Origin of the sequence: Actinoplanes sp. NPDC023936, from assembly GCF_040639325.1 — a bacterium.
In the GTDB taxonomy this organism is placed as follows: domain Bacteria; phylum Actinomycetota; class Actinomycetes; order Mycobacteriales; family Micromonosporaceae; genus Actinoplanes.
Genome location: NZ_JBEZZR010000017.1, coordinates 144802 through 168861, shown reverse-complemented (window position 1 = coordinate 168861; position 24060 = coordinate 144802). Strand labels below are relative to the sequence as shown.

The window sequence follows — 24060 nt, the reverse complement described above, 5'->3', positions numbered from 1 at the left end:
AGGGCCGCTTTGCCTGCGCCAGCTACGGCTCGGATCCGCCAGCCGTAGTCCAAGCAGGTCCCAGGGCCGCTTTGCCTGCGCCAGCTACGGCTCGGATCCGCCAGCCGTAGTCCAAGCAGGTCCCAGGGCCGCTTTGCCTGCGCCAGCTACGGCTCGGTTCCGCCAGCCGTAGCCCAGACAGGTCGCGCGACAGCGAACACGAACAGCCAACGCGCCGCCTGCCGGGGACGATCCGGCGGCTCCGAGGGGCGGACGGGCAGCCGAGTCGCCGCGGGGCGAGGGCTGCGAGGGCGGGGCTGCGAGGGGCGGGGGCCGCTAGGGCGGGGGCTCTGCGCGGGGCGGGGCGGTGTAGCGGGTGAGTGGGCACCGGTAGCGAAAGGGGCCGGACGGCCCGGCGCCGGTCCTGGGTCGCGGTGGGGCGCCACGGGAGTGCGGTAGCCGTACCGGGGGAAGAAGGGGGCCCCGGTGGGTGACCGGGGCCCGGAGCGCTACTTGTCGGCGTGCTGGTCGGAGCTGGCGCGGAGGCTGCCGGCGTGGGCTTTCAGGGTCGGGTCCTTGCGGGACTTGATCAGGCTCAGGACCGTGGTGATCACCAGGATGCCGAGGATGACGCCGAGGGAGACCGGGGTGCTGACCTCGGGGACCGACTCGTTGATGTCCTTGTGGGCCCAGTGCAGGACCAGCTTGACGCCGATGAAGGCCAGGATGACCGACAGGCCGGTGGAGAGGTAGACCAGGCGGTCGAGCAGGCCCTTGACCAGGAAGAACAGGGCTCGCAGGCCGAGCAGGGCGAACGCGTTGGCGACGAAGACGATGTACGCCTCCTCGGTCACGCCGAAGACGGCCGGGATCGAGTCGAGGGCGAACAGCAGGTCGGTGCCGCCGATGGCGAGCAGGACCAGGAAGAGCGGGGTGAACATCCGCTTGCCGTCGATGCGGGTGGTCATCTTGCCGTCGACGTACTCGTCGCTGATCGGCAGGAGGCGGCGGGCGGCCTTGACCAGGCCGTTCTCACCGACGTCCGGATCCTCGTCACGGTGGCGGAAGAGCTGGACCGCGGTGTAGAGCAGGATCAGGCCGAAGATCAGGAACATGAACGAGAACGCGTTGAGCAGGGCGGCGCCGAGCGCGATGAAGATGACCCGCAGCACCAGCGCGATGATGATGCCGAACGTGAGCACTTCCTGCTGGTAACGCGGTGGCACCGCGAACGTGCTCATGATGATCACGAAGACGAAGAGATTGTCGACCGACAGGCTCTTCTCGACGATGTATCCGGCGAAATACTGGGTGCCGAAATCCCAGCCGACGATGCTTCCGAAGACTATGCCGAACGCTATCGCGACAGCGATGTAGAAAACTGACCAGGCGGCGGCTTCGCGAAAGCCGACGACGTGTGGACGGAGCACCCCGAGAGTCAAATCGAGGGCGAGCAGGGCGACGATGACACCGATGGTGACGGTCCACCCGAGCGCGGAGACCTCAAGCATGTCTCAAAGGATCCCCAAAGATTCTGCGAGCTACCTGAAAAATGGGTGAGTAACCTTGATCTTTCCTGACGATGACGGGCCGGAACCGGATAAGCGAACCGCCCCTGGCGCACTTCGCTCGCCAGGGGCGGTTCTGGGTCAGCCTGCGCCATCCGGGGACGGTCCGGACTCGCAGCGGTAACCCGGCGGGCCTGCCCTCGCGGCCCGTGGAACAGTGTGGATCAATTCTGGTGCGCTGCGACACCCACCTGGTAGCGCCGGTCGGCGTCCTGCTGGTTGAGGATGGCGTGGATCTCGCGGGTCTCGTCGGCGCTGTGGCGGCTCAGGATCATGTCCAGCTCACTGCGCTCGGCGGCGGTGCGGAACGCGGCCAGCTCCTCGCTCAGCTGACGGCGGGCGCGGCGCTCGGCACGGGAATTGGCGATGGAGGTACGGACCTGACGAAGAAAAGGCATGTCGAACTCCTCGACGGATAGTGACGGAGAAAGCCTCGTCGCTTCCGAGAACAAGGATTCCGCAGTTCTGCGACTTACCCAAATCCACCAGGTAAAACTCTGACGACGAAAGTGACGGCGGCCACGGGATTCCGGTAACCCACGTCACGCAGCGTCGCTAAATCGCAGGTCAGTCCGGCGCGGTGATCTCGGACACCGCGAGGGGTGCCGACAGGTGCCGGTGCGCGAGCGGCTCGGCGGGAGGAGTCGCCGCGCCAGGGCCGGCCCGCCGGTGCGGGGCGGGCCGGCTTGGGCGGTCATCAATGCCTACTTCTTGGTGACGCTCGTCGCGGTCACCGATCCGTCGGTGCCGGTCTCCCCCTCGACGGTCACCGAGTCGCCGGCCTTGACGTCGCTGAGCTTGCCCTTCTTGGCCGTCGCGACAGTGGTGTCGCCGTCGGTCTTGACCGTGACGGTGCTGCCGTCCTCGGTCTCGATGTAGATCGTCTTGCCGTTGACGAGCTTCACCTTGCCGGTGGTGCCACTCGCCGCCTCCTGGCTGGCGGCTTGATCGAACCCGGCGCCCGGCGCGCCGCTCGCGGACAGACCGCCCGGGAAGCCACCCGACCCGCGGGCGCCGCCACCGGGGAACCCGCTGGCCGCGGCCGTCTCGGTACCCCACTGCTTCTGCGCCTGCACGCCGCCGAGGAAGCCGCCCATCAGCAGCGCCGCCACCCCCAGTCCCACAGTGCCCCTGTTCCACCAGCGCTTCGGCGCGGCGGCGGCCAGTTCCTGGGAGAGGCCCTCGTGCTCCTCCGGGGAGGGCAGGGCCGGGATCACCGCGGTCTCGTCGTTCATCCGGTTCACAGTTGACGTCCTCACTCGTAGCGCAGCGCGTCGATGGGACGCAGCCGGGCGGCGCGGGCGGCGGGCAGGCCGCCGAAGAACAGGCCGATCGCGACGGAGACGCCCACGGCCAGCCCGATCGAGCTGGGCACGATGACCGGTTTCACGCCGACGATGGTGAAGTGGCTGCCGATCAGCGCGGCGGCCACGCCGAGGCCGCCGCCGAGCACGCTGAGCAGCGTCGCCTCGATCAGGAACTGGGTCAGGATCACCCGCCGCGGCGCGCCGAGCGCCTTGCGGATGCCGATCTCCCGGGTCCGCTCGGTGACCGTCACCAGCATGATGTTGGTGATGCCGATGCCGCCGACCAGCAGACTGATCGCGGCGACCGCGCCGAGCAGCGTGGTGAACGTGTCGGCGGTCTCGGTCTGCGTCTCCAGCAGCGAGGACGCGTTCTGGATCCGGTACGGCGTGCTCCCGCTGGTGGCCGCGACGTCCAGCTTCTGGTCGAGGATGGTCGACACCTGGTCCTGCGCGGCGTCCACCCGGTCCGGGTCGGACGCCTCGACGATGATCGAGGTGAGCGCGCCGTACCCGGTCAGCACCTGCTGCACCGCGGTGAGCGGGGCGATCGCCGTGTCGTTGGCGTCGTTGAATCCGGTGGAGCTCTTCTCCTCCAGGACGCCGACGATGGTGAAGAGCGCGCCCCCGACGGTGACCTGCTTGTCGATCGGGTCGACACCGGGGAACAGCTCCTCGGCCACGGTCTGACCGAGCACCACGACCCGCCGGCCCTGGTCGACGTCGTCCGCGGTGAACATGGCGCCGGCGCCGACCGGCGTGCTGGAGGCGGCGAACCAGCTCGGCGTGGTGCCGACGAACGTCGCCACCGCGTGGTCGGTGCCCTCGTAGGTCATTGTCGCCGACGACGAGCTGACCACCGGCGACACCGACTTCACGTCCGGCGCCAGCGCGGGGTCGACCAGCGCGTCGGACATCTCCGTGGTGAGCGAGGTGCTGCTGGAGCCGCCCCGGCCGGTGCTCATCACCGTGATGGTGTTCGTGCCGAGCGCCTCGATCCGGTCGCTGATCGCCTTGGCCGAGCCGTTGCCGACCGCGACCAGCAGGATCACGGCGGCCACGCCGATCAGGATGCCCAGCATCGTGAGCGCGGAGCGCAGCTTGTTGGCGGACAGGCCGCGCAACGAGAACCGAAGAACTTCCAGGAGGCTCATACGTGGTGCCGCCCCGCTGCCGCGACCGCGCCGACCGGCGGCAGGTGCAGCGGCGACTGCCGCACGTCGGTCACGATCGAGCCGTCGACCAGCCGGATCAGCCGCTTGGCGCGGGCGCCGACCTCGTCCTCGTGCGTGATGATCACGATGGTCCGGCCGGCGGCGCTGAGATCGTCGAAGACTTGCAGCACGTCGTCGGTCGACTTCGAGTCCAGGTTGCCGGTGGGCTCGTCGGCGAGCAGCAGGGCCGGCTCGGTGACCAGCGCGCGAGCCACCGCGACCCGCTGCTGCTGGCCGCCGGAGAGCTGGTTGGGCTCGTGGCCGGCGCGGTCCGCCAGCCCGACGACGTCCAGGGCTTCGATGGCGCGCCGGCGGCGCTCCTTCGGCTTCACCCCGGCGTACGCCAGTGGCAGCTCCACGTTCGCCACGGCGCTGGTCCGCGGGATCAGGTTGAACGCCTGGAAGATGAAGCCGATGAGCCGGTTCCGGGCCAGGGCCAGTTGCGCGTCGGAGAGGCGGCTCACGTCCACCCCGTCCAGCAGGTACGTGCCGGAGGTGGGGATGTCCAGCGCGCCGAGGATGTTCATCAGCGTCGACTTGCCGGACCCGGACGAACCCATGATCGCCGCGTAGTCGCCCCGCTGGACGGTCAGCGAGACCCCGCGCAGCGCGTGCACTGTCGCCTCACCCTCGCCGTAGATCTTCTTGAGGCCGCGGACCTCGAGGACCGGCTTGCTCATCGCCCGCCCCCGCCGCCGAGGTTGCCGCCGCCGCCCGGAGCGGCCCCGCCGCCACCGAAGTTGCCACCGCCGCCGGGGAATCCGCCCTGCTGCTGGTTGCCGCTCGTCGTGCTGGACGAGGTGGTCTTCACGACGACCTGCTCGCCGGCGGTCAGGCCGGACGTGATCTCGGTGGCCGAGTCGCCCTCCAGGCCGATCTCCACCGAGCGGGTCTCCTGCACGCCGTTCGCGACCACGGTGACCGTGTGCCGGTTGCCGACCGTGGTGAGCGCGGCCGGGTTCACGTAGACCGCGTTCTCCGTGGAGCCGGTGGTGACCGCGACGGAGACGGTCTGGCCGACCTTCGCGCCGGTCGGGACCTTGTCCAGGGTGAGCGTCACGCCGTACGTGACGACGCTGTTCGCGGTGGTCGCCGAGGGGTCGATCGCGGTGACCGTGGCGCTCTGCTCGACGCCGCTGAGCGCGTTCCAGGTGACAGTGGCGGCCTGCTTCTCCTTGAGGCTCGTGGCGTCGGCCTCGGCGAAGGCGGCGCTGACCTGCATCTTGGACAAGTCGGAGATTTCAATAAATCCCGAACTGGAGGAGGAGCTGGAACCGTCGCCTGAAGCACCGCCGGAAGAAGAGGACCCTCCCGACGAGCTTCCCAGCGTGCCGTTGACCGCGGTGACAGTTCCGGCCATCGGCGCCGTCAGCACCGCGCCCGCGACACCGGCCTCCGCCTCGTCCACCGCCAGCTCGGCCTGGTCCACCTGGTTCTCCGCGTCGGACGTGTCCGAGCCGGCCTCCTCGGCGCGGTCCAGGGCGTCCTGCGCGGCGTCCAGGTCCGCCTCGGCGGCGTCCAGGGTGCGCTGCGCGGCGGCCGGGTCGACCTTCGCGAGGACCTGACCCTTCTTGACCTTGTCACCGACCTTCACGGTGATCGCGGTGACAGTGCCGCTGGTCTCGAAGCTCGCGCTCGCCGTGCTGGCGCTCTCCAGGGTGCCGTCAGCGGTCGCGGTCTTGGTGACCGTTCCCTGCTGGACGGTGACCGTTCGCTCGGAGGCCACGGCGGCCGTCCCGTCGTCGGATGAGGAGAATGTCTCGTACACCGTTAATGCTCCGGCGACGAGCGCGACGCCGATCACGGCGTTGACCACCAAGGACGGGTGGCGGCTCAGGCGTACCTTCATGGCTGCACACTTTCGAGGGTCGGGCTAGGAGGAGCTTCGGCGGAACCTGGGAGCTTGCTCGGAACCTCACAGGGAGTCACTGACAGCGGGCAGCAGCACCCGGAAACAGGCCCCGCCGGACTCGCCGGGCACCAGTTCGACCCACCCGCCGTGGGTGTGCACGATCGCCGCGACGATGGCCAGGCCGAGCCCGGAACCGCCGCCGGACAGGCGGGAACGGCTGGAGTCGGCGCGGTAGAGGCGCTCGAAGACGCGCGGAGCGTGCTCGGGGGCGACGCCGGGACCGTCGTCGGCGACTTCGAGGACGGCCAGGAGCGCGTCGTCACCGGGTGTCACGGGGCCCGAGCGCACCGCGACCGCCGCTGCGGTGGAGAACCCCACCCGCACGGTCACCGTGGTTCCCGGCGGGGTGTGCGTCAGCGCGTTCGCCACCAGGTTCGTCGCGACCTGGCGCAGCCCGTGCTCGTCACCGAGGACCGTCGCCGGCTCGAACGTGTCGGCCAGCACGATCGAGCGGCCGGGAGCGCGGGCGTGCCCGTCCCGGATGGCGTCCGCGGCGATCTCCAGCAGGTCCACCGGGCGGATCTCCAGGGTCCGCTGCCGGTCCAGCCGGGCCAGCATCAGCAGGTCCTCGACGAGGACACCCATCCGCCCGGCCTCTCCCTCGATCCGGGCCATCGTCTCGTCGAGCTCGGCGGCGCTGAGCACCCCGCCGCGCCGGTACAGCTCGGCGAACCCGCGGATCGAGGTGAGCGGGGTGCGCAGCTCGTGCGAGGCGTCCGCGACGAACTGGCGCAGCCGCTGCTCGGAGTGCGTACGCGCGTCGACCTCCGCCTCGATCCGGGTGAGCATCGCGTTGAGCGCGAGCGCGAGCCGCCCCGGCTCGGTGTGCGGGTCGGGGCCGGGCACCCGTCCGGAGAGGTTGCCGCCGGAGATGTCCGCCGCCACCGACTCCATCGACGTGAGCGGCCGCAGCCCGAGCCGGACCACGAACGCGGCGCCGGCCCCGAGCAGGCCCAGGATCAGCACCATCACCCCGAGGTCGATGATCAGCAGCCGTTCGGTGGTCTGCTCCACCTCGATCAGCGAGGAGCCGATGACGGCGTACCCGCCGGTGTCGCCGACCGCGACCGCGATCATCCGCCAGTCGGCGCCCTCGGCGGCGGAGACGGTGTAGGGCGCGCCGACGCGCGCCGCCACCTCGTCGAGGGTCTCCACCGCCGGACGATCATCGGACGTGGCCGAGCTCCGCGCCGGGTCGAGTGTCCCGTCCGACCGGTAAAGATAGGTGACCTGATCAGCGCCGATGCGGAACCGGCCGCCGGCGCGCGGGGCGACGCCCTGCCAGGGCGAGATCTCCGACATGGGCCGGGAGATCCCGACCAGCTGCTCATCGATCCGCTCTTGCAGATAGGACCTGATCAGCAGGACACCCGCGGCATTGGCTGCCAGCAGCGCGATGCCCGACAGGACGGCGACGACCAGGACCAGCCGCGACCGCAGAGTCCAGTGACTCCAGCGCCGCACTCCGATCCGGCCGCCCCGCGCGCCACCCGGCACCGTCATTCCTCGCGCGGCAACCGCAGCGCGTACCCCACCCCGCGCACGGTGTGGATCAGCGGCGGATCCGTCCGGTCGATCTTCCGCCGCAGGTAGTACACGTACGACTCCACGATCCGGCCGTCGCCACCGAAGTCGTACTTCCACACCCGGTCCAGGATCTGCGCCTTGCTCACCACCCGCCCCGCGTTCGTCATCAGGTAGCGCAGCAGGTTGAACTCGGTCGGGGACAGCTCGATCAGCCGGCCGGCCCGCCGTACCTCGTGCGCGTGCTCGTCCAGCTCCAGGTCCGCGTAGCGCAGCACGCCCGTCTCCGGAGCCGGCTCGTCCGGCTGGCTGCGCCGCAGGATCGCGCGTATCCGTAGCACGACCTCCTCGAGGCTGAACGGCTTGGTCACGTAGTCGTCGGCGCCGGCCGAGAGACCGACGATCCGGTCCTCGACCGCGTCCCGGGCGGTGAGGAACAGGACGGGCACCCGGTGCCCGGCGGCGCGCAGCCGCCGGGCCACCTCGAACCCGTCCACGTCCGGGAGCATCACGTCCAGGACGACCAGGTCCGGTTCGAACTCCTGCACCGCGATCAGGGCGCCGTGCCCGGAGCCGGCGACCCGGACGTCGAAGGCGACGAGCCGGAGCGTCGCGCTGAGCAGCGCGGAAATGTTCGGCTCGTCGTCGACGACGAGGACGCGGGCGGGGCGCGCCCCGGGATCACTGACGGTCACGGCAGCACGGGTTTCGGAAAGCACCGCGCAGGTTTAGCAACCGAGTCTTTGAACCGGCTATGAACTCACCATGATTTGGCGACGACGTCACCCTCGGCGACGCCGGAGGTGATCTCGGTGTACTGATCGCCGCGCAGACCGAGCTTCACCTGGCGCGGAGAGCCGCCGGCGAGCACGGTCCCGGTGGTCCCGCTCACGTCGTGCACCGCCGTGCTGGGAACCCGCAGCACGTCCTTCTTGGTGCCGGTGGTCACCCGCACGTTGGCGCTCTGCCCGACGAGCAGTTCCTCCGGCGCGTCGTCGAAGGAGAGCACCACGCCGAACCGGGTCAGCGTGCCGTCGCTGGTGCCGACCGGGTCGACCTGCACGACGGTGGCGTCGAACGTCTCCCCCGCCCGGTCGGCGAGCGTGATCACGGCCTTCTGCCGCACGGCCAGGTGATCGGCGTCGGCCTCCGGGAAGTCCGCGCTGATCTGCATGTCGTACACGTCGGCCAGGGTGATGAACGCCGATCCGGAGCTGACCTGGCTGCCCACCTTGCCGCTCACCGTGAGGATCTTGCCGGCGATCGGCGCGGTGATCGTCGCCCCGTCGAGGGCCTCCTCGGCCTCGTCGAGCGTCACCTCGGCCTTGTTCACCCGCTGCTGCGCGCTCAGGATCGCGTCGTTGCCGCTGCTGCTCCCGCCGCCCTGCTGCCCCCCGCCGCTGCCACTGCCACTACTGCCGCTGCCGCTGCTGCCACTACTGCCGCCGGAGCTGCTGCCGCAGCTTCCGGACGACCCTCCGGTGGTCCCGCCCCTGCCCGCGCCCGGCGTGGTGGTGGGAGACGCCGCTTTCGAGGTACGAGCAGAGGTCGCCGAAGCCGAAGCCGTGGCCGTCGCGGGAGACGAGGGTGACGCCGCCGCCGTGGCTGATGGCATCGCTGAGACCGTGGGTGAGGCCGTCGCGCCGGTCGTGTACGCCGCAGCGACGTCGCACCCGGTCGTCGCCGCGGTGGTCGCGCCGGCCGCCGCCGCGTTCTCCTCCGCCTCGTCGAGGTTGTCCCGCGCCTCGTCGAGGGCGTCCTGCGCGTCGTCGACCGCTTCGGCCGCGTCAGTGTCGTCGACGGTCGCGAGCACCTGACCGGCGGTGACCGTCGTGCCGGCCCGTACCGTGACGGTCTCCACCGTGCCGTCGACCGAGAACGACAGGCTGCGCGTCTGCGCGGCCTGCAGCGTGCCGGTGGTGGCGACCTCGGTGGTCACCACGCCCTTGTCGACGGTGGCCGTCTCGGCCGCCTTCGTCTCTTCGTCCGCGGCGCCCGCCGTCAGCGCACGCACCACGCCGAAGGCGATCGACGCGAGCACGACGGCCGCCACGAGGAGCCAGATCAAACGCCGGCGACCGGCCAGTGCAACACCCATGGCCGAGGAGTCTGGCGAGCCGTCCTCGCCGCGGGCTCGGTCCCGCCTCGGAGTTCGCTAGGAGCGCCCGGACCCGCTCTTACGCAATTCCCAGGGTCGTCCGATGCCGTACCCAGGTGCGGGGGTTTTTCTCTGATCCGACAGTCCCCGCTTCGTCCCCCAGGAGATCAACGTGCCGGTAGTCAGTTCGAAGGCGCGCCGCCGCGCGGGCGCTCTGCTCGTGGCCTCCGCGGCCGTGCTGTTCACGGCGGCCTGCGGCGGCGGATCGGACGACAGCAGCACCGCGACCGACAGCAGCGCGCAGGGCGGCGGTGGCAACTCGGCGTTCGCCGCGTACGTCAGCTGCCTGAACGCCAACGGCGTGACCATCACGATGCCGTCCGGCGGTCCCGGCGGGGGCAACGGCGGCACCCGGCCGTCCGGCGCGCCCGGCGGCGTCCGCCCCTCCGGCGCGCCCGGCGGGAACGCCGGCGCGCTGCCGTCCGGTCAGCCCCGCCCGTCCGGCAGCGCCGGTCAGCGCGGCGGCTTCCCCGGTGGCGGCATGTTCCAGCAGCCCGCCGGTGTCGACGACGCGACCTGGGAGAAGGCGCAGACCGCGTGCGCCTCGGTGCGCCCGAGCATGGGCGCCGGCCGGGGCAACGGCGGCAGCAACGCCGGCGGCGGTGCGGACGCGGCCTACACCAACTGCCTGACCGAGAACGGCGTCACGGACACCGCGAACCTCGACGAGTCCGACGCCACCACGAAGAAGGCCGTCGAGACCTGCTCGGTGCTCAAGCCGTCGGCGGCCGCGACCTCGTAGCGCTGTTCCTCCGTGCCGGCGCCGCGGTGCCCCCCGTCATGGCGGCGCCGGCACGAGGACCGGGCCGGCGGTGTGTGCTCACACCGCCGGCCCGGTTCTGTCCGCGAAGGATCAGACCAGCGGGCAGGTGGCCCGGTAGTCCGAGATCGCGGTGGTGCTCGGTCCCGGGCAGATGAACTGGTCGTACCGGGTGTCGTTGTCGACGAAGCGCTTCAGCCAGGAGACCATCTGCACCCCGGTCCACGTGTCGGTGGACTGCGGGAAGAAGTGGCTCGCGTTGTTGAGCTCCACGTACGACTTCTCCGCCGACGCCGGGATGCTGTTGTAGAACGGGATCGAGTGCGAGGCGACGGACGCGATCGAGTCCGACTCGCCACCGATGATCAGGGTCGGGACCCGGAGCTCGGACCAGGTCTTGTCGGTGTTCCACGGCGCGAGCGGCACCGCGGCCTGCAGTGACGGCCGGTCGCTCGCCGCTTCCAGGCTGCCACCGCCGCCCATCGAGTGCCCGGCCACCGCGAGCCGGGTCGCGTCGATCCGGGTGCGCACCGAGCTGCGCTGGGTCAGGTAGTCCAGCGCGGCCAGGAGCTGGCTGCCCCGGGAGGCCGGCTGGTCAGCGGTGGTGTTCGTCTCGATGCCGATCACCACGAAGCCGTGCGAGGCCAGGCGCGGGCCGAGCCAGGAGATGCTCGACCAGTACGCGGTGAAGCCCGGCGAGATGGCGATCGCGCCGAACGTGCCGGAGCTGGTCGAGGTCGGGTAGTAGATCTCGCCGCCGCCGAATCCGGTGACCGCGAGCCGGGAGACCGAGGTCTGCGAGACCGCGAACGGGCCGCGGGAGGCCTGCAGCGCGCTGAGCGTCGGCGCCGGGCCGCGCTCGTAGGGGTTGTCGGCGGCCTGTGCGGCGGTGGCACCCAGACCTGCGGTCAGTGCGAGGGCCGCCGCTGCGGTGAGCAGGAAGCGTCGTGCCCGGGAGGGAGCGGTTGACGTCACGTCGATTCTCCTTTGAGGGGGGATCGGATCCGCGGGGGTCCGGATCGACGAGCGTCAGTCTCAGCGGGTCGTAGCGGGTCTGGCATCGGCGAAATCACCGGCGTTGTCATCAGTTGGCAATCTGGAGGAAATTTCAGAAACCGAAACGCCCCTTTTCAACCGGCGCTCGACGCGGAAAACTCGCCGCATGTTTGATGCACCGTCAGTGCAGAAACTTCCGCCGGCCGACCGGGCAGCCGTCAGCCGGCTCCTCGGCGACGCTGAGGCCGGCCGGAGCAGCGCGCTCGTCGTCTGCGGCCTGCCCGGCGCGGGCCGCACCACACTGAGCCGGATCGTGAGCGCGGCCGCCCCCGGATGGACGGTCCTGTCCGCGACCGGGCACGCCGACGAGTCCGGTGTGCCGTACGCGGGGCTGCAAAGCCTGCTCACCGGCGTGCGTGACGTGATCGCCGAGCTCGAGCCGGAGCCACGTGCCGCGTTGCGACGCGGCCTGAGCGGCGCGTCACCGCAGGCGGAGCGCCTCGCGCTCGGCCTCTCCCTGCAGACCCTGGTGGGTACGCTCACCGCCCGGCGCCCGGTCCTCTGCGTGATCGACGACGCCCACCTGCTCGACGAGCCCTCCTGGCAGGCCGTCCGGTTCGCCGCCCGCCGCACGGCCCGGTTCGCGCTGCTGGCCACCATGCCGGCCGGCGCCGATCCGGGCGGCCTGCCGGTGCACCACCTCCGGCCGCTCCCCGCCGAGCAGGCCCGGGAACTGCTCGCCCGGCACGCGCCCGACCTGGCCCGCGAGGTCGCCGACGCGGTCCTCGACCGGGCCGGCGGCAACCCGGCCGCGCTGATCGACCTGGCCGCGGCGCTCTCGGCGGAGCAGCGCCGGGGTTACGCCCCGCTGCCGGCCGGCCTGCCACCGCAGAGCCCGTTGCGCCGCCGCTTCCGCGCCGAGCTGGACGCCCTCCCGGCGGCCACCCGCGACCTGCTCCTGCTGGCGGCGGCCCCGCCGTTCGCGGCCCTGCCGGACATCCTGGCCGCCGCCGCGCTCCTGCCCCGCCACGGCGCCGCCGCTCCCGGAGCCGCGAGCCGCGAGTCCTCGCCCGGCTCGGAGAGCTCCGCCCCCTCGAGCAGGGCGAGCGCTTCCGCTGGATCGGACCGCCTGCTGGCGGACTTCGCGCCGGCCGAGCGGGCCGGGCTCGTCGTCATCGACGGCTCCGGGGTGTCCTTCCCGTCGACGCCGGCACGCGGTTGCGCGTACACGGAAAACCCGGCCGGCCACCGGCGCGCCGCCCACGCCGCGCTCGCCCGGGTCCTCGCCGCCCGCGGCGACCGCCTCGCCGCGCTGCTGCACCGCGCCGCCGCCACCATCGGCCCCGACCCGGCGCTCGCCGCCGAACTGACCCGCGCCGCCCGCGCCGCCGAGCCCAGCACCGCCACCGAGGCCCGCCGCTACGCCGCCGACCTCTCCGCCGACCCGGCCGACCAGGGCGCGGTGCTCGTCGACGCGGCCCGGTCGGCGTGGCTGGCCGGCCGCCCGCACGACGCCGGGCTGCTGATCCGCCGGGTCCCGCCCGCGGCCGGCCAGGCCCGGGTCCGCGCCCGCGGGCTGACCGCCGAGATGGGCCTGCCCGACGGCCGTCCCGGCGCCCGCGAGCTGCTCCTCGACGTGGCCGCCGAACTGGCCGACACCGACACGGCCACCGCCCTGGACGCTCTCGCGCTCGCCGGTGAGGCCGCCGCCCGCCCCGGTGAGCAGCGCCGATACGCCTGCCTGGCGCACCGGGTGCTGGCCTACCGGCGCGGCGACGAACCGCCGGCCGTCACGCTCGCGTTCCACCACGTGGCCGGCCTGGCGGGCATGGCCGACGGCGACGAGCCGGCCGCGTTCGCCCGGTTCCGGCAGGCCCTCGACGTGGCCGACCGGGTGGCCGACCCGCGGTCGCTGCTGCGCGCGGCCACCGCCGGAGTGCTGGTCGGCGACTCCCGCCGCGCCGCCGCCCTGGCCGGCCGGGCCGCGGTGCTGGCGGCGGAGTCGGGCGCGACGGTCCTGGTGCCGCAGGCTCTGGAGATGGCCGCCACGGCCGGCATGGCCGCCGGCGAGTACCCGGCCGCGAACACCGCCGCCCTTGACGGCGCCGCCCTGGCTCGCGCCACCGGCCAGCCGGTCCTCGCCGCCGTGCACAGCGCCGTGCTCGCGGTCCTGGCCGCCCTGGTCGGCGACCGGGCCACCGCCCTGTCCCGGATCGAGGCGGCCGGCTCCGGGCCGTCCCGCGCGCTCTGCGAATGGGCCCTGGCCCTGCTCGACCTGGTCGGCGGCCGGGCCCAGGCCGCGGCCGAGCGGCTGGCCCGGGTGGTGACCGCGCCCCCCGGGTACGGTTCAGCGATGCTGCAGGTGGCGGTCGTCCCGCACCTGCTGGAGGCCGCGGGCCAGGCGGCGCTGCACGACGCGCTCGGCCTGGACGCGGTGGCGACCGGGTTCGACAGCTGGGCCGGTCGCACCGGGCAACCCGCCTGGCTGGCGCTGCGTGACCGCTGCCGGGCGCTGCGGGCCACCGACGCCGAGGCCGCCGAGAGCCATTTCGATCAGGCGCTGCGGCACACCGGCGAGGCCGGGTTCCCCCGGGCGCACACCGAGCTGCTCTACGGCCGGTTGCTGCGGCGGCGCCGGCGGCACGTGGAGGCGCGAACCCACCTGCGGCGGGCCACCGAGACGTTCCGGCTGCTGGACGCGGAGCCGTGGGCCGCGCAGAGCATGCGGGAACTGCGCGCCGCCGGGGAACGGGTCGATCCGCGGGCCACCGCGCTGGACGGGCTGGAGCTGACCGCGCAGCAGGAACGGATCGCGGTGCTGGTCGCCGGTGGCGCGACCAACCGCGAAGTGGCGCAGGAGCTGCACCTGAGCCCGCGCACCGTGGACCACCACCTGCGCAACGTCTTCGCCCGGCTGGGCGTGCGCTCCCGCACCGAGATGGCCCGCATGCTCAGCGGCGGCTGACAGTGTCGTGCCCGCGCGGCTCGGGCCGGCGCGTGGCTCGGGCCGGCGCGTGGCTCCGGGCCGGCGCGTGGCTCGGGCCGGCGCGTGGCTCCGGGCCGGCGCGTGGCTCCGGGCCGGTCTTACAGCGTCACTTCCAGGTTGTCCCAACGCGCGGCCAGCTGGCGGCGTCGCACCGCGACCAGGTGCCCGGCGAGGATCGCCGGGTGCCCGCCGCGCACGCAGACGTCCGCCCCCGCGGTCAGCACCCCGGAGACCAGCTCGACCGCCGCCCAGTCGTCGATCAGCGCGACGAGACGGCTCTCCGCCGGAAGCACCGCCCGCGCCACCCGCACGCCGTCCACGGTGGCGCCGCTGAGCACCACCAGCTCCTCGGGACGGATGTCGTCGATCCCGGTCGCCAGCCGCATCGTCCAGCCGGTCGGCAGGTGCTGCGGGAGGCTCGCCACCCGGCTCCGCTGCCCCAGGACGGCGACGACCGGGCCGGGCGCGGGAGCGGGAGCGGAATCTGGGTTGAGCTGCGTGAGCATGATGGTCATCCCCTCATTGGGTCCCTCGTGTAGATCCACGATTGGCCGCGAGCCTGTGGGCCACCATGTGCCGTACCTGTGTGTTGGATGTCAGGCGTTCCAGCTGGCGATGACCGGGTCCACGGCGTGCTCGAAACCGAGCGTGGAAAGGGTTCCGGTGTCCAGTTTCAGGAGGCCACCGGCGCTGGGCGGCAGCCCGACCCAGCGCGCTCCGGTGACCCGCAGGCAGTGCCCGTGCGCCACCAGCGCCACGTCGCCCCGCTCGGCGAGCTCGCGGGCCTTGGCCAGCACCCGGTCGAGGCGGGCGCCGACCTGTTCCGGGGACTCCCCGCCGGGGCAGCCGTCGGTCCAGAGCGACCAGTCCGGCCGGGTCTCGCGGATCTGCTTGGTGGTGACACCCTCGTACTCGCCGTAGTTCCACTCGGCGAGATCCTCGGTCACCTCGGTCACGGTGAGCCCGGCGAGCTCGGCGGTGCGCAGCGCCCGCTTGCGCGGGCTGGCCAGCACCGCGGCGAACGAGCGCCCGGCCAGGCGTGCGGCGACCGCGCGGGCCTGCCGCTCCCCCTCCGGGGTCAATTCCAGATCCGTGTACGAGGTGTGGCGCCCGTTCGCACTCCACTCGGTCTGCCCGTGCCGTACCAGCACGATCTCCGCCATGCGGCCCTCCTAGTTCGTCACCTGAGTTCTACCCGGTGACCGGAGCCGATGATCGGGCTTCTGCACGTGTTTCTCGTGACTTATGACCATGCTCCGGGGCGGTCGTCCCAGCGCAGGATCAGCGGGTGGCGTTCCTCGTCGCGGGCCGCCAGGTTCTCCAGGGCGCGCAGGTACTGCCGCTGCGAGATCTCCCCGCGGACCACCTGCCCGGCGAGAATCCCCTCCAGCGTTGTCGGCTCGGCATGCCCCCGCACGGGCTTCACCGGCGCGCGGCCCCAGGTCTTCTCCGCCGGCTCCTCGGACGCCGTCTCCTTGGACAGCGGCCAGAGGGCCAGCACCGCTGCCAGGATCAGCCCGACCACCGCGACGACGAGAATCATCATCACAACCACCCCCCTGGTTGACATCTTCGCCACAAGCACGGCTGATCAGCAGGCGACCGGGTGAACTTTCCCGTTCAACGGGGTCGTGACCAGGCACTCCGCCTCATGTCCTCGATCCGACACCATTCAGATGGCGCGAGAAGCCCCGCGCAACCCCCGCACAATTTCCTGGCATCGCGCGCGGCACAGAGGACTTTCGGCCCGGTACCCGAGGCTCTCCGGCACCGGCGCCCGGCCCCGCGGCAGCGAATAGTCATAGGTGAAGACAACGTCTAAGGGAGGACCGGATGTCCACCATCGGCCGCGAAAACGTCACCCGCCTCGAGAACGTCGAGGCCCCGGGCTCCATGTTGACCCACACCGCCGCTCGTTCGCTGGCCGTCCTCCGGATCGCCACCGGATTCGTCTTCCTCTGGGCGTTCCTCGACAAGACCTTCGGTTTCGGGTACGCCACCCCGTCCGCCCGTGCCTGGATCAACGGCGGCTCGCCGACCAAGGGCTTCCTCGGCTCCCTGGAGACCGGCCCGTTCGTCGACACGTTCCACAGCATGGCCGGCAACCCGGTCGTCGACTGGCTGTTCATGCTGGGCCTGCTCGGCATCGGCGTCGCCCTGATCGCCGGCATCGGCCTGCGCGCCGGCGCCGTCGCCACCGGTCTGATGATGGCCTTCATGTGGGTCGCCGAATGGCCCCTGGCGTCGGGCTCGAGCAACCCGATCGTCGACTACCACGTGATCTACGGGCTGGCGGCCGCCGTGCTGGCGCTGACCTACGCCGGCCACACCTGGGGCCTGGGTCGCCTGTGGGCAAAGCTGCCCCTGGTCCAGCGGAACCGCTGGCTGATCTGAACCGACCCGCCCCACCCCTCAGCCCGGCCGGACCCCCTCCGGCCGGGCTGCTTCTCTGCCCGAGATCTCCTCCCCGGTCCGGATCTCCTCCCCGGTCCGGCGGAAAATCGGATGACCTCGTCGAGGCGCCGGTCTACGGTTCGGGCCATGCACACGACGCACGCTCTCCTCGCCACGGCGCTGACGCCCGCGCGGGGACCGCTGCACGCGATCCGTCTGCGCGCCGGGCGTCCCGCCCTGGCCTGACGCCGACCGATCAGCCGCTGATCGCCAGGGCCCGAGTCCATTCCCATCCGGACGGGCCACGATGACGCCTGTCCGTAGTCGCCGCATCCCCGCGGCAGACAGGACCGACCATGGCGCCTCATTCCGCACCACAGCATCCCCGCCGGCAGCACCCGGAGCATCACCGCCGGCAGCACCCGGAGCATCCCCGCCGGCAGCACCCGGAGTTCCGCGATCCGGTGCCGTCCGGCTCGCCGCGCTCGGCGGCTCCGGCGTCTCCCCGGCGTGCGCACGCCCGGGCCCGCCGCGCCTACGGCCAGAACTTCCTCGCCGACCCCCGCGCCGCCCGCCTCCTCGCGGACATCGCCGTAGCCGACCCGGACCTGACCGTCCACGAGGTGGGTGCGGGCCGGGGGCGGCTCACCAGCGAGCTGCTGCGCCGCTGCCGGCGCGTCGTCGCGTACGAAATCGATCCGGACCTGGCGTCCGCCCTGCCGGCGCATCCCGGTCTGACCGTGCGCACCGGCGATTTCCTGACGGCGAAGCCGCCGGCGGGGAGCTTCGCGGTGGCCGGCAACATTCCGTACGGGCTGACCTCCCCCGTGATCACCTGGTGCCTCGGTGCGCCGGGTCTGCGGCGCGCCACCCTGCTGACCCAGTGGGAGTACGCCCGCAAACGCACCGGCGATTACGGCCGCTGGAGCCGGCTCACCGTGCTGACCTGGCCGGAGTTCACGTGGACGCTCGCCGCGCGGGTGCCGGCCACCGCGTTCCGGCCGGTCCCGCGCGTCGACGGCGGCGTCCTAGTGCTCGACCGCCGGCCGGTGCCGCTCGTCGCACCGGAACACCTGCCCGGTTACCGGCGGCTGGTCGAACGCGGCTTCACCGGCGTCGGCGGCTCCCTGTTCGCGACACTGAGCCGCGATCACGGCCGGCAGCGGGCGTACGCCGCCTTCCGCGCCTGCCGCCTCGACCCGGACCTGCCGGTGGGCGAGGTCTGGCCGGAACAGTGGCTGACCCTGTTCCGGCTCCTGCCCCACTGACCCCCACCCGCTGACCCACCCCCTCGTCCGCCGCCCCGGGCCTCTTTGTGCCCGGCGGCTCGGACGGCTCGGCCTCTTTGTGCCCGGCGGCTCGGACGGCTCGGCCTCTTTGTGCCCGGCGGCTCGGACGGCTCGGCCTCTTTGTTCCCGGTGAATCAGGCGGCTCGGAGGACCGCCACCAGGAAGCCGGCGTCCGCGGTGAACGGGCGCAGATCCCACGTGCTCAGCAGCAGGTCGGGCTCCAGCCCCGCCACCGCGGCGTCCTTCCGGAACTCCTCGAACTCGTACCCCCGTCCCGATCCGAACGCGACAACGGCCCGGCCACCGTCGGAGAGGTGCTCCCGGAACCGGCCCAGGATCGTCCCCCGGCTGCCCGGCGCCACGAACGTCATCACGTTGCCGGCGCACACCACCACGTCGAAGCTCTCCCCGAGCGACAGCTCCGCGAGGTCACCGACCTGCCACCGCACGTCTGGGTAGTCCCGGCGGGCCTCCTCGATCAGCGCCGGATCCAGGTCGACGCCGACGACCGTGTGCCCGGCGCGGGCGAGCCGCCCGCCCACCCGGCCGGTGCCGCACCCCGCGTCGAGGATCCGGGCGCCCCGCGGCACCATGGCGTCGATCATGCGGGACTCGCCGCCCAGGTCGTCACCGCGAGCGGCCATCTCCCGGAACCGGTCGATGTACCACTGTGAGTGCCCCGGGTTCTCGGCGATCTTCTGAAGCCACAGGTTGTCGGTGCTCATCCGGCAACCTTACGAACCCGGCCGGGGCCACGCGCGCGATCACCCGCCGAACGTGACCTTCGCCGTCTCGGCCGTCACGCCGGTGCGGCCCGGCGCGCTCTGCCACTGCCAGTAGAGGTTGGTGTGCGCGATGACCTGTTCCGGGGCGGGCGCGCCGTACTCGGTGAGGTCCTCCGTGGTGTGCGCGTCGGAGACCAGGGTGACGTCATAGCCGCGGACGAACCCGCCGTGGATGGTCGCCCGGATGCACGCGTCGCTCTGCGCCCCGGTCACCACGAGCCGGCCGACCTTGCGCGCGGCCAGCAGCTCCTCGAGCTCGGTCGCCTCGAACGAGTCGCCGTACTCCTTGTGCACGAGCGGCTCGGCGTCGCGGCGCGCCAGCTCCGGCACCAGCTGCCAGTCGTCGCTGCCCCGGACCAGGCCGTCGTCGGAGTGCTGCACCCAGATCACCGGCACGTCCTCGAGGCGCGCCTTCGCCAGCAGCGTGTTGATGTTCGCGATCACCTGGTCACGCCGTGGCGCGCCGGCGACCACCCCGTTCTGCACGTCGATGACCAGCAGCGCGGTGTGCGGACGATCCGTCAACGTCGTCATGCCCGGCACAGTAGACCGGCCCCCCGACAAAAAAGTGTCGTACGCCCGCGCCAGGATGGCGTCATGACAGCGAATCCGGGCCTCGCCGACGTCGCCCGCCGGGCCGGTGTCTCCACGGCGACCGCCTCGCGCGTGCTCTCCGGCCGGGGTCCCTCCTCGGCGGCCAGCCGCGACGCGGTCCGCCGGGCCGCCGCCGACCTGGGTTACGTGCCGCACCCGGTCGCCCGCCGGCTGGCGCACCGGTCCGGCACCCGGATCGTCTTCGCGGTCCGCGACGCCCGCGCCGACATCCTCCGCGATCCGTTCGTCACCAGGGCCGCCGCCGCGATGTCCGCCGCCACCGAGCCGGACGGCCTCGGCACCGCCCTGCTGCGCCTGCCGCTGAGCGCGTCGGCCGAGCTGGACCGGCTGGCCGCCGACCGCAGCGTCGCCGCGCTGGTGCTGGCCGGCCACGACCGCGCGCTGCTGGCCGGCCTGCCCGCGGCGTTGCGCGGCCGGACCGCGGTGATCGGCGCGGGCGGCAGCGACGTCGACAGCGCGGCCGGCGTCGGCGCGCTCCTCACTCATCTGTACGGGTCGGGCCGCCGCCGCATCGCCCTGGTCGCCGGACCGCGCTGGCTGGCCGCCTCCCGCGCGCCGATGGCGGCCTACACCCGGCTGACCCGCGCGGCCGGCCTGCCCCAGCGCGTGGTGCACGGCGACTTCACCACCGTCCGGGGCCGCTCCGCCGCCCGCGAGATCCTCCGCCGCTGGCCGGACACCGACGCCATCGCCACGGTCAGCGACGCCACGGCGCTCGGCGTCCTGCAAGCCCTGGCGACCGATGGCCTCCGGGTCCCGCACGACGTGGCCGTGACCGGTTTTGACGACAGTCCCCTGGCCGAGGCCGTCCACCCGGCCCTGTCGACCGCCACCCACCCGGTCGAGCTGATCGCGGTGTCCGCCGTCCGGGCCGCGCTCGGCGCCCCGTCGCCCGGCCGCCTGTTCCCCAGCCGGCCGGTGCTCCGCGCGTCCTGCGGAGGTGCGCCATGAGGTGAGAGCCGGCTGTTGCGGTGGAACCGCTTCCACCGCATAGGGTCCGGCCGTGCTGATCATCCGCCCGTTCCAGGCCGCTGACCTGGCCGCCGTCTATGACATCTGTGTCCGGACCGCCGCCGCGGGAGGGGACGCCCGGGGCCACTACACCACCGACGCCCTGATGGGCGACCTGTTCGCCGGCCCGTATGTGCACCTGGAGCCGGACCTGGCCTTCGTCCTGGCCGACACCGGCCAGCCGGACGCCGCACCACAGCCGGACGCCGCACCACGGCCGAGCGGCGCACAGGGGCCGGGCATTGCTCAACAGCCGGGCGGCGCACCACGGCCGAGCGGCGCACAGGGGCCGGGCATTGCTCAACGGCCGGGCGGCGCACCACGGCCGGGCGCGGGCTCGCGACCGGGCGGCAGCTCTCCGCCGGAGGTCGCCGGGCGGGCGGTCGGCTACGTGGTCGGGACCGCTGACACCGCGGCCTTCGTCCGCCGTTACCGGAGCGACTGGATTCCGCGCCTCGGCGACCGCTACCCGGTCCCGCCGCCTCCGCCGCGCAGCCCCGAGCAGGACATGCACGCGCTGCATCACCATCCCGAGCGCATGCTGGTGCCCGGCCTCGACGGCTATCCGGCGCACCTGCACATCGATCTGCTGCCGGACTACCAGCGGCAGGGGCACGGACGACGGCTGATCGAGCGGTTCCTGTCCGCGGTTCCGGCGCCGGGCGTGCACGTCGGCATGGTGACCGCGAACGTCACGGCGCGCGCCTTCTACGACCGGCTGGGCTTCGTCGAACTGCCGGTGCCCGATCCGGGGCCGCTCACCTATCTGGGCACCCGAACCGGACGGGGCTGAGACCGGACGGTGCTGAGACCGGCCGGTGCTGAGGGCGGTACTCGCGATGCCTTCGTGCGCGGGACGGCCAGGAACGCGGAAGGGGCGGGACTGCCGGGGTTGCGGTTGAGGACGGCCGAGACTCCGTACATCGGAAGGGGTTTTATTGTACGATCGTACAAGTACGAATGTACAAGAGAGGGGCACGCCGTGCCTTACGTGTTCTTGTTCGGGGCCATCGCGGCCGAGCTGGTCGGCACCAGCCTGATGAAGGCGACCGAGGGCTTCACACGACTGTGGCCCACGCTCGCGTGCCTGACCGCCTACGGAGCGTCGTTCGTGCTGCTTTCGCAGGCGGTGAAGGGCATGCAGGTCGGCATCGCCTACGCGATCTGGTCCGGTGTCGGCACGGCCGCGATCGTGGCGATCGGCGCGGTGTTCCTCGGCGAGCCGGTCACGACGGCTAAAGTTGCCGGAATCTCACTGATCATCGCCGGAGTCGTGATGCTGAACATGCACAGCGGGACGGCGCATTGACCGGGCGCCGCGCTCGCGATCCCGAGGCGCGACGTGCCGCGCTGGCCGCCGCCACGATGGAAGTGATCGCCGAGGCCGGCGTCGGGCGGACAACGCACCGGGCGGTCGCCGCGAAGGCCGGGCTGCCGCTGGGCGCGACGACCTACTATTTCCCGACTCTTGATGATTTGATCGCGGCCGGCCTCCGGCATGCCGTCGACGCGCTCCAGACCGATCTGGATCAGTGGGGCGAGCGCCTGAGGAACGCGCCGGACATGGCGGCAGCGCTGACCGAGCTGGTGCGGGAGTACCTGGCCGACCGCCGCCAGGTGCGCCTGGAGTACGAACTGTGCCTGGCCGCGGCCCGGGACGCCGCCCTGCGACCGCTCGCCGACGTCTGGATGCGCGGCCTGCCGGCAATCCTGGAGCCGTATGTCGGAGCGGCCGCCGGGCGGGACATCTGCGCGCTGATCGACGGGATCATCCTGCTCACCCTGACCACCGAGACCGATCTCGACGAGCCCGGGCTGACCGCCGCGATCCGCAGGCTGGCCGGCGAGAAGAGCACGACCGAGCCGCGGAAGAGCGGGAATGCGCCGCGGAAGAGCGCGAACTAACTGGTGACCAGCGCCCGGACCCCGTTCACATACTGCTTGCGGTCCACGTTCCCGAGCAGGATCCGCTGCAGGATGTAGCCCTGGATCAGACCGAAAAGGGCCGCCCCCACCCCGACCGGATCCGCGTCCGCGTGCAACTGCCCGCCGGCCTGCGCCCGCTCGGCGATCTGCACGGCCCGTGACCGAACCCGGCCATAGATCTCGGCGACCAGCGCGCCCACCTCCGGATCGTGCACCGCCTCACCCCAGACCTGCACGGCGATCCGCACCGGCCCGTCCTCCTCCACCGAGCGGTCGATCAGCTCGAGAACCCGATCGATGATCTCCGGCACGGCCGGGGACGGCTCGGCGGTGAGCAGCTCGTCCAGCACCGACGTCACCTGGCTGATCTTGTCGCCGGCGATCGCGGTGATCAGCTCGTTCTTACTCTTGAAGTACCGGTAGAAGGCGCCGACCGACAGGTCCGCCTCCTTGATCACGTCCTGCATCGACGTCTGATGGAAGCCCTTGCGGAGGAAGCACCGCACGGCGGCGTCGAGGATCTGCTGGCGGCGGGCGGCGAGGTGGGCTTCGGAGACGCGGGGCACCCCGACATCGTAGGCGGCCGCCTCGTGCGGTCCACCCAGCATCTTGTGCGGTCCACCCATCATGGAGCCATGACCGATCTCGAACAGACCGTTTCCGCCCTCGCGTCCCGCCGGCACGGCGTCGTGGTCGCCACGATCGCCGGCGACGACGTCACGGTGCGCGGAACGGCCGGCCTGGACGGCTCCACCCGCTTCGAGATCGGCTCGATCACCAAGGTCTTCACCGCGCTGACCCTGGCCCGCCTCGCCGTCGCCGGCGCCGTCACCCTCGACGAGCCGCTGCGCGACCTGCTCCCGTCCGGTGCCACCGTGCCGCTCCGTGACGGCGCGCCGATCACGCTCCGTCACCTGGCAACGCACACGTCGGGGCTGCCGCGCCTGCCCACCGGCATGCTGCTGGGCGCGATCCTGCGTCCGGGACAGCCGGACCCGTACGCCGGCTGCTCGGAGGATTTCCTGCTGCGGGCCCTGGCCCGCACGCGCCTGAGCACGACGCCTGGCCGCCGTTTCCGCTATTCGAACTTCGGCGCCGGTCTGCTCGGCCTGGCGCTGGCGCGCCGCGCCGGCCTCAGCTACGAGGACCTGGTCACCCGGGAGATCACCCGGCCTCTGGACCTGACGGGTACGGGCATAGCCGGCCCGACTACACAGGGTCACCGCAAGCCCGGCCGTCCCGCCGCCCCCTGGCACCTGGCCGCCCTGGCCGGAGCCGGCGGCCTGCGCTCGACCGTCGATGATGTGGCCCGTTTCGTGCGGGCCCAGTGGGATCCGGCCGGCGAGCTGACGCCGGCGGTGGCGACAGCCCTCGGCGTCGAGCACCGGGTGAACCCGTTCCTGACCGCGAGGCTGGGCTGGATGTCCCGGCAGCTGCATCCGAAGCAGGGTGGATTCGTGCAGATCTTCCACAATGGGGCTACCGGCGGATTCGCGTCGTTCGCCGGTTTCGACACGGAGCGGCGGGTGGGGGTGGTCGCCCTGAGCGACACATGCAGATCGGTGGACGGGCCGTCGTTCGCGCTGCTGACGGCCCTCCAGTCCGCCCGCTGATCAGCCATCCAGGTCCCGAGGGAACT

At 72.4% G+C, this 24060-nt stretch carries 25 protein-coding genes; 9 read left to right on the top strand and 16 right to left on the bottom strand.

Going from position 1 to position 24060, the window contains the following annotated elements; translation table 11 throughout:
- Positions 1–488: 488 nt before the first annotated feature.
- The 9 genes from AB0F72_RS22910 to AB0F72_RS22870 form a co-directional block, all read right to left on the bottom strand.
- Complete coding sequence (locus AB0F72_RS22910; protein WP_360434834.1) at positions 489–1490, bottom strand: TerC family protein; 1002 nt, start codon at positions 1488–1490, stop codon at positions 489–491.
- Between the two features lie 221 nt (positions 1491–1711).
- Positions 1712–1945 carry a hypothetical protein gene (locus tag AB0F72_RS22905; protein ID WP_360434831.1) on the bottom strand — a complete coding sequence of 78 codons (234 nt, stop codon included), beginning with the start codon at positions 1943–1945 and terminating at the stop codon, positions 1712–1714.
- Positions 1946–2251: 306 nt separating this feature from the next.
- Positions 2252–2782, bottom strand: coding sequence for a hypothetical protein (locus tag AB0F72_RS22900; protein ID WP_360434828.1), 531 nt, complete (start codon positions 2780–2782; stop codon positions 2252–2254).
- A gap of 20 nt (positions 2783–2802) precedes the next feature.
- Complete coding sequence (locus tag AB0F72_RS22895) at positions 2803–4005, bottom strand: ABC transporter permease (protein ID WP_360434825.1); 1203 nt, start codon at positions 4003–4005, stop codon at positions 2803–2805.
- The gene (locus AB0F72_RS22890; RefSeq protein WP_360434822.1) at positions 4002–4745 is read right to left on the bottom strand and encodes an ABC transporter ATP-binding protein; all 744 of its coding nucleotides are present in this window, start codon (positions 4743–4745) and stop codon (positions 4002–4004) included. Before AB0F72_RS22890 ends, AB0F72_RS22895 begins: the two co-directional genes overlap by 4 nt.
- Entirely contained in the window at positions 4742–5914 is a 1173-nt protein-coding gene (locus AB0F72_RS22885) for an efflux RND transporter periplasmic adaptor subunit (RefSeq protein WP_360434819.1), read from the bottom strand. The genes AB0F72_RS22890 and AB0F72_RS22885 overlap by 4 nt, the downstream gene beginning before the upstream one ends.
- Before the next feature lie 66 nt (positions 5915–5980).
- Entirely contained in the window at positions 5981–7474 is a 1494-nt protein-coding gene (locus AB0F72_RS22880; protein WP_360434816.1) for a HAMP domain-containing sensor histidine kinase, read from the bottom strand.
- Positions 7475–7476: 2 nt separating this feature from the next.
- Positions 7477–8196: a response regulator transcription factor gene (locus AB0F72_RS22875; protein WP_360434813.1), complete on the bottom strand. Its 720-nt coding sequence runs from the start codon at positions 8194–8196 to the stop codon at positions 7477–7479.
- A 65-nt stretch (positions 8197–8261) separates the two neighbouring features.
- Positions 8262–9599 carry an efflux RND transporter periplasmic adaptor subunit gene (locus AB0F72_RS22870; protein ID WP_360434810.1) on the bottom strand — a complete coding sequence of 446 codons (1338 nt, stop codon included), beginning with the start codon at positions 9597–9599 and terminating at the stop codon, positions 8262–8264.
- A 172-nt stretch (positions 9600–9771) separates the two neighbouring features.
- Here AB0F72_RS22870 and AB0F72_RS22865 point away from each other — a divergent pair, with 172 nt between their 5' ends.
- Positions 9772–10401 (top strand): hypothetical protein, encoded by a 630-nt coding sequence (locus AB0F72_RS22865; RefSeq protein ID WP_360434807.1) that lies wholly within the window; start codon positions 9772–9774, stop codon positions 10399–10401.
- Positions 10402–10512: 111 nt separating this feature from the next.
- On the opposite strand, the gene AB0F72_RS22860 is transcribed toward AB0F72_RS22865, so the two are convergent.
- Positions 10513–11394 (bottom strand): alpha/beta hydrolase, encoded by an 882-nt coding sequence (locus tag AB0F72_RS22860; protein ID WP_360434804.1) that lies wholly within the window; start codon positions 11392–11394, stop codon positions 10513–10515.
- Between the two features lie 187 nt (positions 11395–11581).
- On the opposite strand from AB0F72_RS22860, the gene AB0F72_RS22855 reads away from it, so the two are divergent.
- On the top strand, positions 11582–14380 hold the full coding sequence (locus tag AB0F72_RS22855) for an AAA family ATPase (RefSeq protein ID WP_360434801.1): 2799 nt from the start codon (positions 11582–11584) through the stop codon (positions 14378–14380).
- Between the two features lie 119 nt (positions 14381–14499).
- Here the strand turns inward: AB0F72_RS22855 and AB0F72_RS22850 are convergent, their stop codons facing one another.
- From AB0F72_RS22850 to AB0F72_RS22840, 3 genes are all read right to left on the bottom strand, one after another.
- Entirely contained in the window at positions 14500–14916 is a 417-nt protein-coding gene (locus AB0F72_RS22850; RefSeq protein WP_360434798.1) for a hypothetical protein, read from the bottom strand.
- A gap of 81 nt (positions 14917–14997) precedes the next feature.
- The gene (locus tag AB0F72_RS22845; protein WP_360434795.1) at positions 14998–15564 is read right to left on the bottom strand and encodes a histidine phosphatase family protein; all 567 of its coding nucleotides are present in this window, start codon (positions 15562–15564) and stop codon (positions 14998–15000) included.
- Positions 15565–15644: 80 nt separating this feature from the next.
- Positions 15645–15947 (bottom strand): hypothetical protein, encoded by a 303-nt coding sequence (locus AB0F72_RS22840; protein ID WP_360434792.1) that lies wholly within the window; start codon positions 15945–15947, stop codon positions 15645–15647.
- Positions 15948–16234: 287 nt separating this feature from the next.
- Here AB0F72_RS22840 and AB0F72_RS22835 point away from each other — a divergent pair, with 287 nt between their 5' ends.
- Together AB0F72_RS22835 and erm are read left to right on the top strand one after the other, a co-directional pair.
- Positions 16235–16795, top strand: a complete 561-nt coding sequence (locus tag AB0F72_RS22835; RefSeq protein WP_360434789.1) for a hypothetical protein — start codon at positions 16235–16237, stop codon at positions 16793–16795.
- Positions 16796–17151: 356 nt separating this feature from the next.
- On the top strand, positions 17152–18063 hold the full coding sequence (gene erm / locus AB0F72_RS22830; protein ID WP_360434786.1) for a 23S ribosomal RNA methyltransferase Erm: 912 nt from the start codon (positions 17152–17154) through the stop codon (positions 18061–18063).
- A gap of 155 nt (positions 18064–18218) precedes the next feature.
- Here the strand turns inward: erm and AB0F72_RS22825 are convergent, their stop codons facing one another.
- A complete protein-coding gene (locus AB0F72_RS22825; protein ID WP_360434783.1) occupies positions 18219–18809 on the bottom strand; it encodes a class I SAM-dependent methyltransferase in 591 nt (196 codons plus the stop codon).
- A gap of 39 nt (positions 18810–18848) precedes the next feature.
- A complete protein-coding gene (locus AB0F72_RS22820) occupies positions 18849–19403 on the bottom strand; it encodes a cysteine hydrolase family protein (RefSeq protein WP_360434780.1) in 555 nt (184 codons plus the stop codon).
- Positions 19404–19466: 63 nt separating this feature from the next.
- Between AB0F72_RS22820 and AB0F72_RS22815 the strand changes: the two genes are divergently transcribed.
- The 4 genes from AB0F72_RS22815 (at position 19467) to AB0F72_RS22800 (ending at position 22400) form a co-directional block, all read left to right on the top strand.
- Positions 19467–20435 carry a LacI family DNA-binding transcriptional regulator gene (locus AB0F72_RS22815; RefSeq protein ID WP_360434777.1) on the top strand — a complete coding sequence of 323 codons (969 nt, stop codon included), beginning with the start codon at positions 19467–19469 and terminating at the stop codon, positions 20433–20435.
- Positions 20436–20487: 52 nt separating this feature from the next.
- Positions 20488–21288, top strand: coding sequence for a GNAT family N-acetyltransferase (locus AB0F72_RS22810; protein WP_360434773.1), 801 nt, complete (start codon positions 20488–20490; stop codon positions 21286–21288).
- A gap of 189 nt (positions 21289–21477) precedes the next feature.
- Positions 21478–21804 (top strand): multidrug efflux SMR transporter, encoded by a 327-nt coding sequence (locus AB0F72_RS22805; RefSeq protein ID WP_360434770.1) that lies wholly within the window; start codon positions 21478–21480, stop codon positions 21802–21804.
- Positions 21801–22400, top strand: coding sequence for a TetR family transcriptional regulator (locus tag AB0F72_RS22800; protein ID WP_360434766.1), 600 nt, complete (start codon positions 21801–21803; stop codon positions 22398–22400). The genes AB0F72_RS22805 and AB0F72_RS22800 overlap by 4 nt, the downstream gene beginning before the upstream one ends.
- On the opposite strand, the gene AB0F72_RS22795 is transcribed toward AB0F72_RS22800, so the two are convergent.
- Positions 22397–22987 carry a TetR/AcrR family transcriptional regulator gene (locus tag AB0F72_RS22795; RefSeq protein WP_360434763.1) on the bottom strand — a complete coding sequence of 197 codons (591 nt, stop codon included), beginning with the start codon at positions 22985–22987 and terminating at the stop codon, positions 22397–22399. The two genes, AB0F72_RS22800 and AB0F72_RS22795, sit on opposite strands and share 4 nt — an antisense overlap.
- A gap of 69 nt (positions 22988–23056) precedes the next feature.
- On the opposite strand from AB0F72_RS22795, the gene AB0F72_RS22790 reads away from it, so the two are divergent.
- The gene (locus AB0F72_RS22790; RefSeq protein WP_360434760.1) at positions 23057–24034 is read left to right on the top strand and encodes a serine hydrolase domain-containing protein; all 978 of its coding nucleotides are present in this window, start codon (positions 23057–23059) and stop codon (positions 24032–24034) included.
- The last annotated feature ends 26 nt before the right edge of the window (positions 24035–24060 follow it).

Coding starts and splice junctions, on each gene's coding strand:
- AB0F72_RS22910 (WP_360434834.1), bottom strand. CDS start 1,490: ATGCTTGAGGTCTCCGCGCTCGGGTGGACCGTCACCATCGGTGTCATC.
- AB0F72_RS22905 (WP_360434831.1), bottom strand. CDS start 1,945: ATGCCTTTTCTTCGTCAGGTCCGTACCTCCATCGCCAATTCCCGTGCC.
- AB0F72_RS22900 (WP_360434828.1), bottom strand. CDS start 2,782: ATGAACGACGAGACCGCGGTGATCCCGGCCCTGCCCTCCCCGGAGGAG.
- AB0F72_RS22895 (WP_360434825.1), bottom strand. CDS start 4,005: ATGAGCCTCCTGGAAGTTCTTCGGTTCTCGTTGCGCGGCCTGTCCGCC.
- AB0F72_RS22890 (WP_360434822.1), bottom strand. CDS start 4,745: ATGAGCAAGCCGGTCCTCGAGGTCCGCGGCCTCAAGAAGATCTACGGC.
- AB0F72_RS22885 (WP_360434819.1), bottom strand. CDS start 5,914: ATGAAGGTACGCCTGAGCCGCCACCCGTCCTTGGTGGTCAACGCCGTG.
- AB0F72_RS22870 (WP_360434810.1), bottom strand. CDS start 9,599: ATGGGTGTTGCACTGGCCGGTCGCCGGCGTTTGATCTGGCTCCTCGTG.
- AB0F72_RS22855 (WP_360434801.1), top strand. CDS start 11,582: ATGTTTGATGCACCGTCAGTGCAGAAACTTCCGCCGGCCGACCGGGCA.
- AB0F72_RS22850 (WP_360434798.1), bottom strand. CDS start 14,916: ATGACCATCATGCTCACGCAGCTCAACCCAGATTCCGCTCCCGCTCCC.
- AB0F72_RS22845 (WP_360434795.1), bottom strand. CDS start 15,564: ATGGCGGAGATCGTGCTGGTACGGCACGGGCAGACCGAGTGGAGTGCG.
- AB0F72_RS22840 (WP_360434792.1), bottom strand. CDS start 15,947: ATGATGATTCTCGTCGTCGCGGTGGTCGGGCTGATCCTGGCAGCGGTG.
- AB0F72_RS22835 (WP_360434789.1), top strand. CDS start 16,235: ATGTCCACCATCGGCCGCGAAAACGTCACCCGCCTCGAGAACGTCGAG.
- erm (WP_360434786.1), top strand. CDS start 17,152: ATGGCGCCTCATTCCGCACCACAGCATCCCCGCCGGCAGCACCCGGAG.
- AB0F72_RS22825 (WP_360434783.1), bottom strand. CDS start 18,809: ATGAGCACCGACAACCTGTGGCTTCAGAAGATCGCCGAGAACCCGGGG.
- AB0F72_RS22820 (WP_360434780.1), bottom strand. CDS start 19,403: ATGACGACGTTGACGGATCGTCCGCACACCGCGCTGCTGGTCATCGAC.
- AB0F72_RS22815 (WP_360434777.1), top strand. CDS start 19,467: ATGACAGCGAATCCGGGCCTCGCCGACGTCGCCCGCCGGGCCGGTGTC.
- AB0F72_RS22790 (WP_360434760.1), top strand. CDS start 23,057: ATGACCGATCTCGAACAGACCGTTTCCGCCCTCGCGTCCCGCCGGCAC.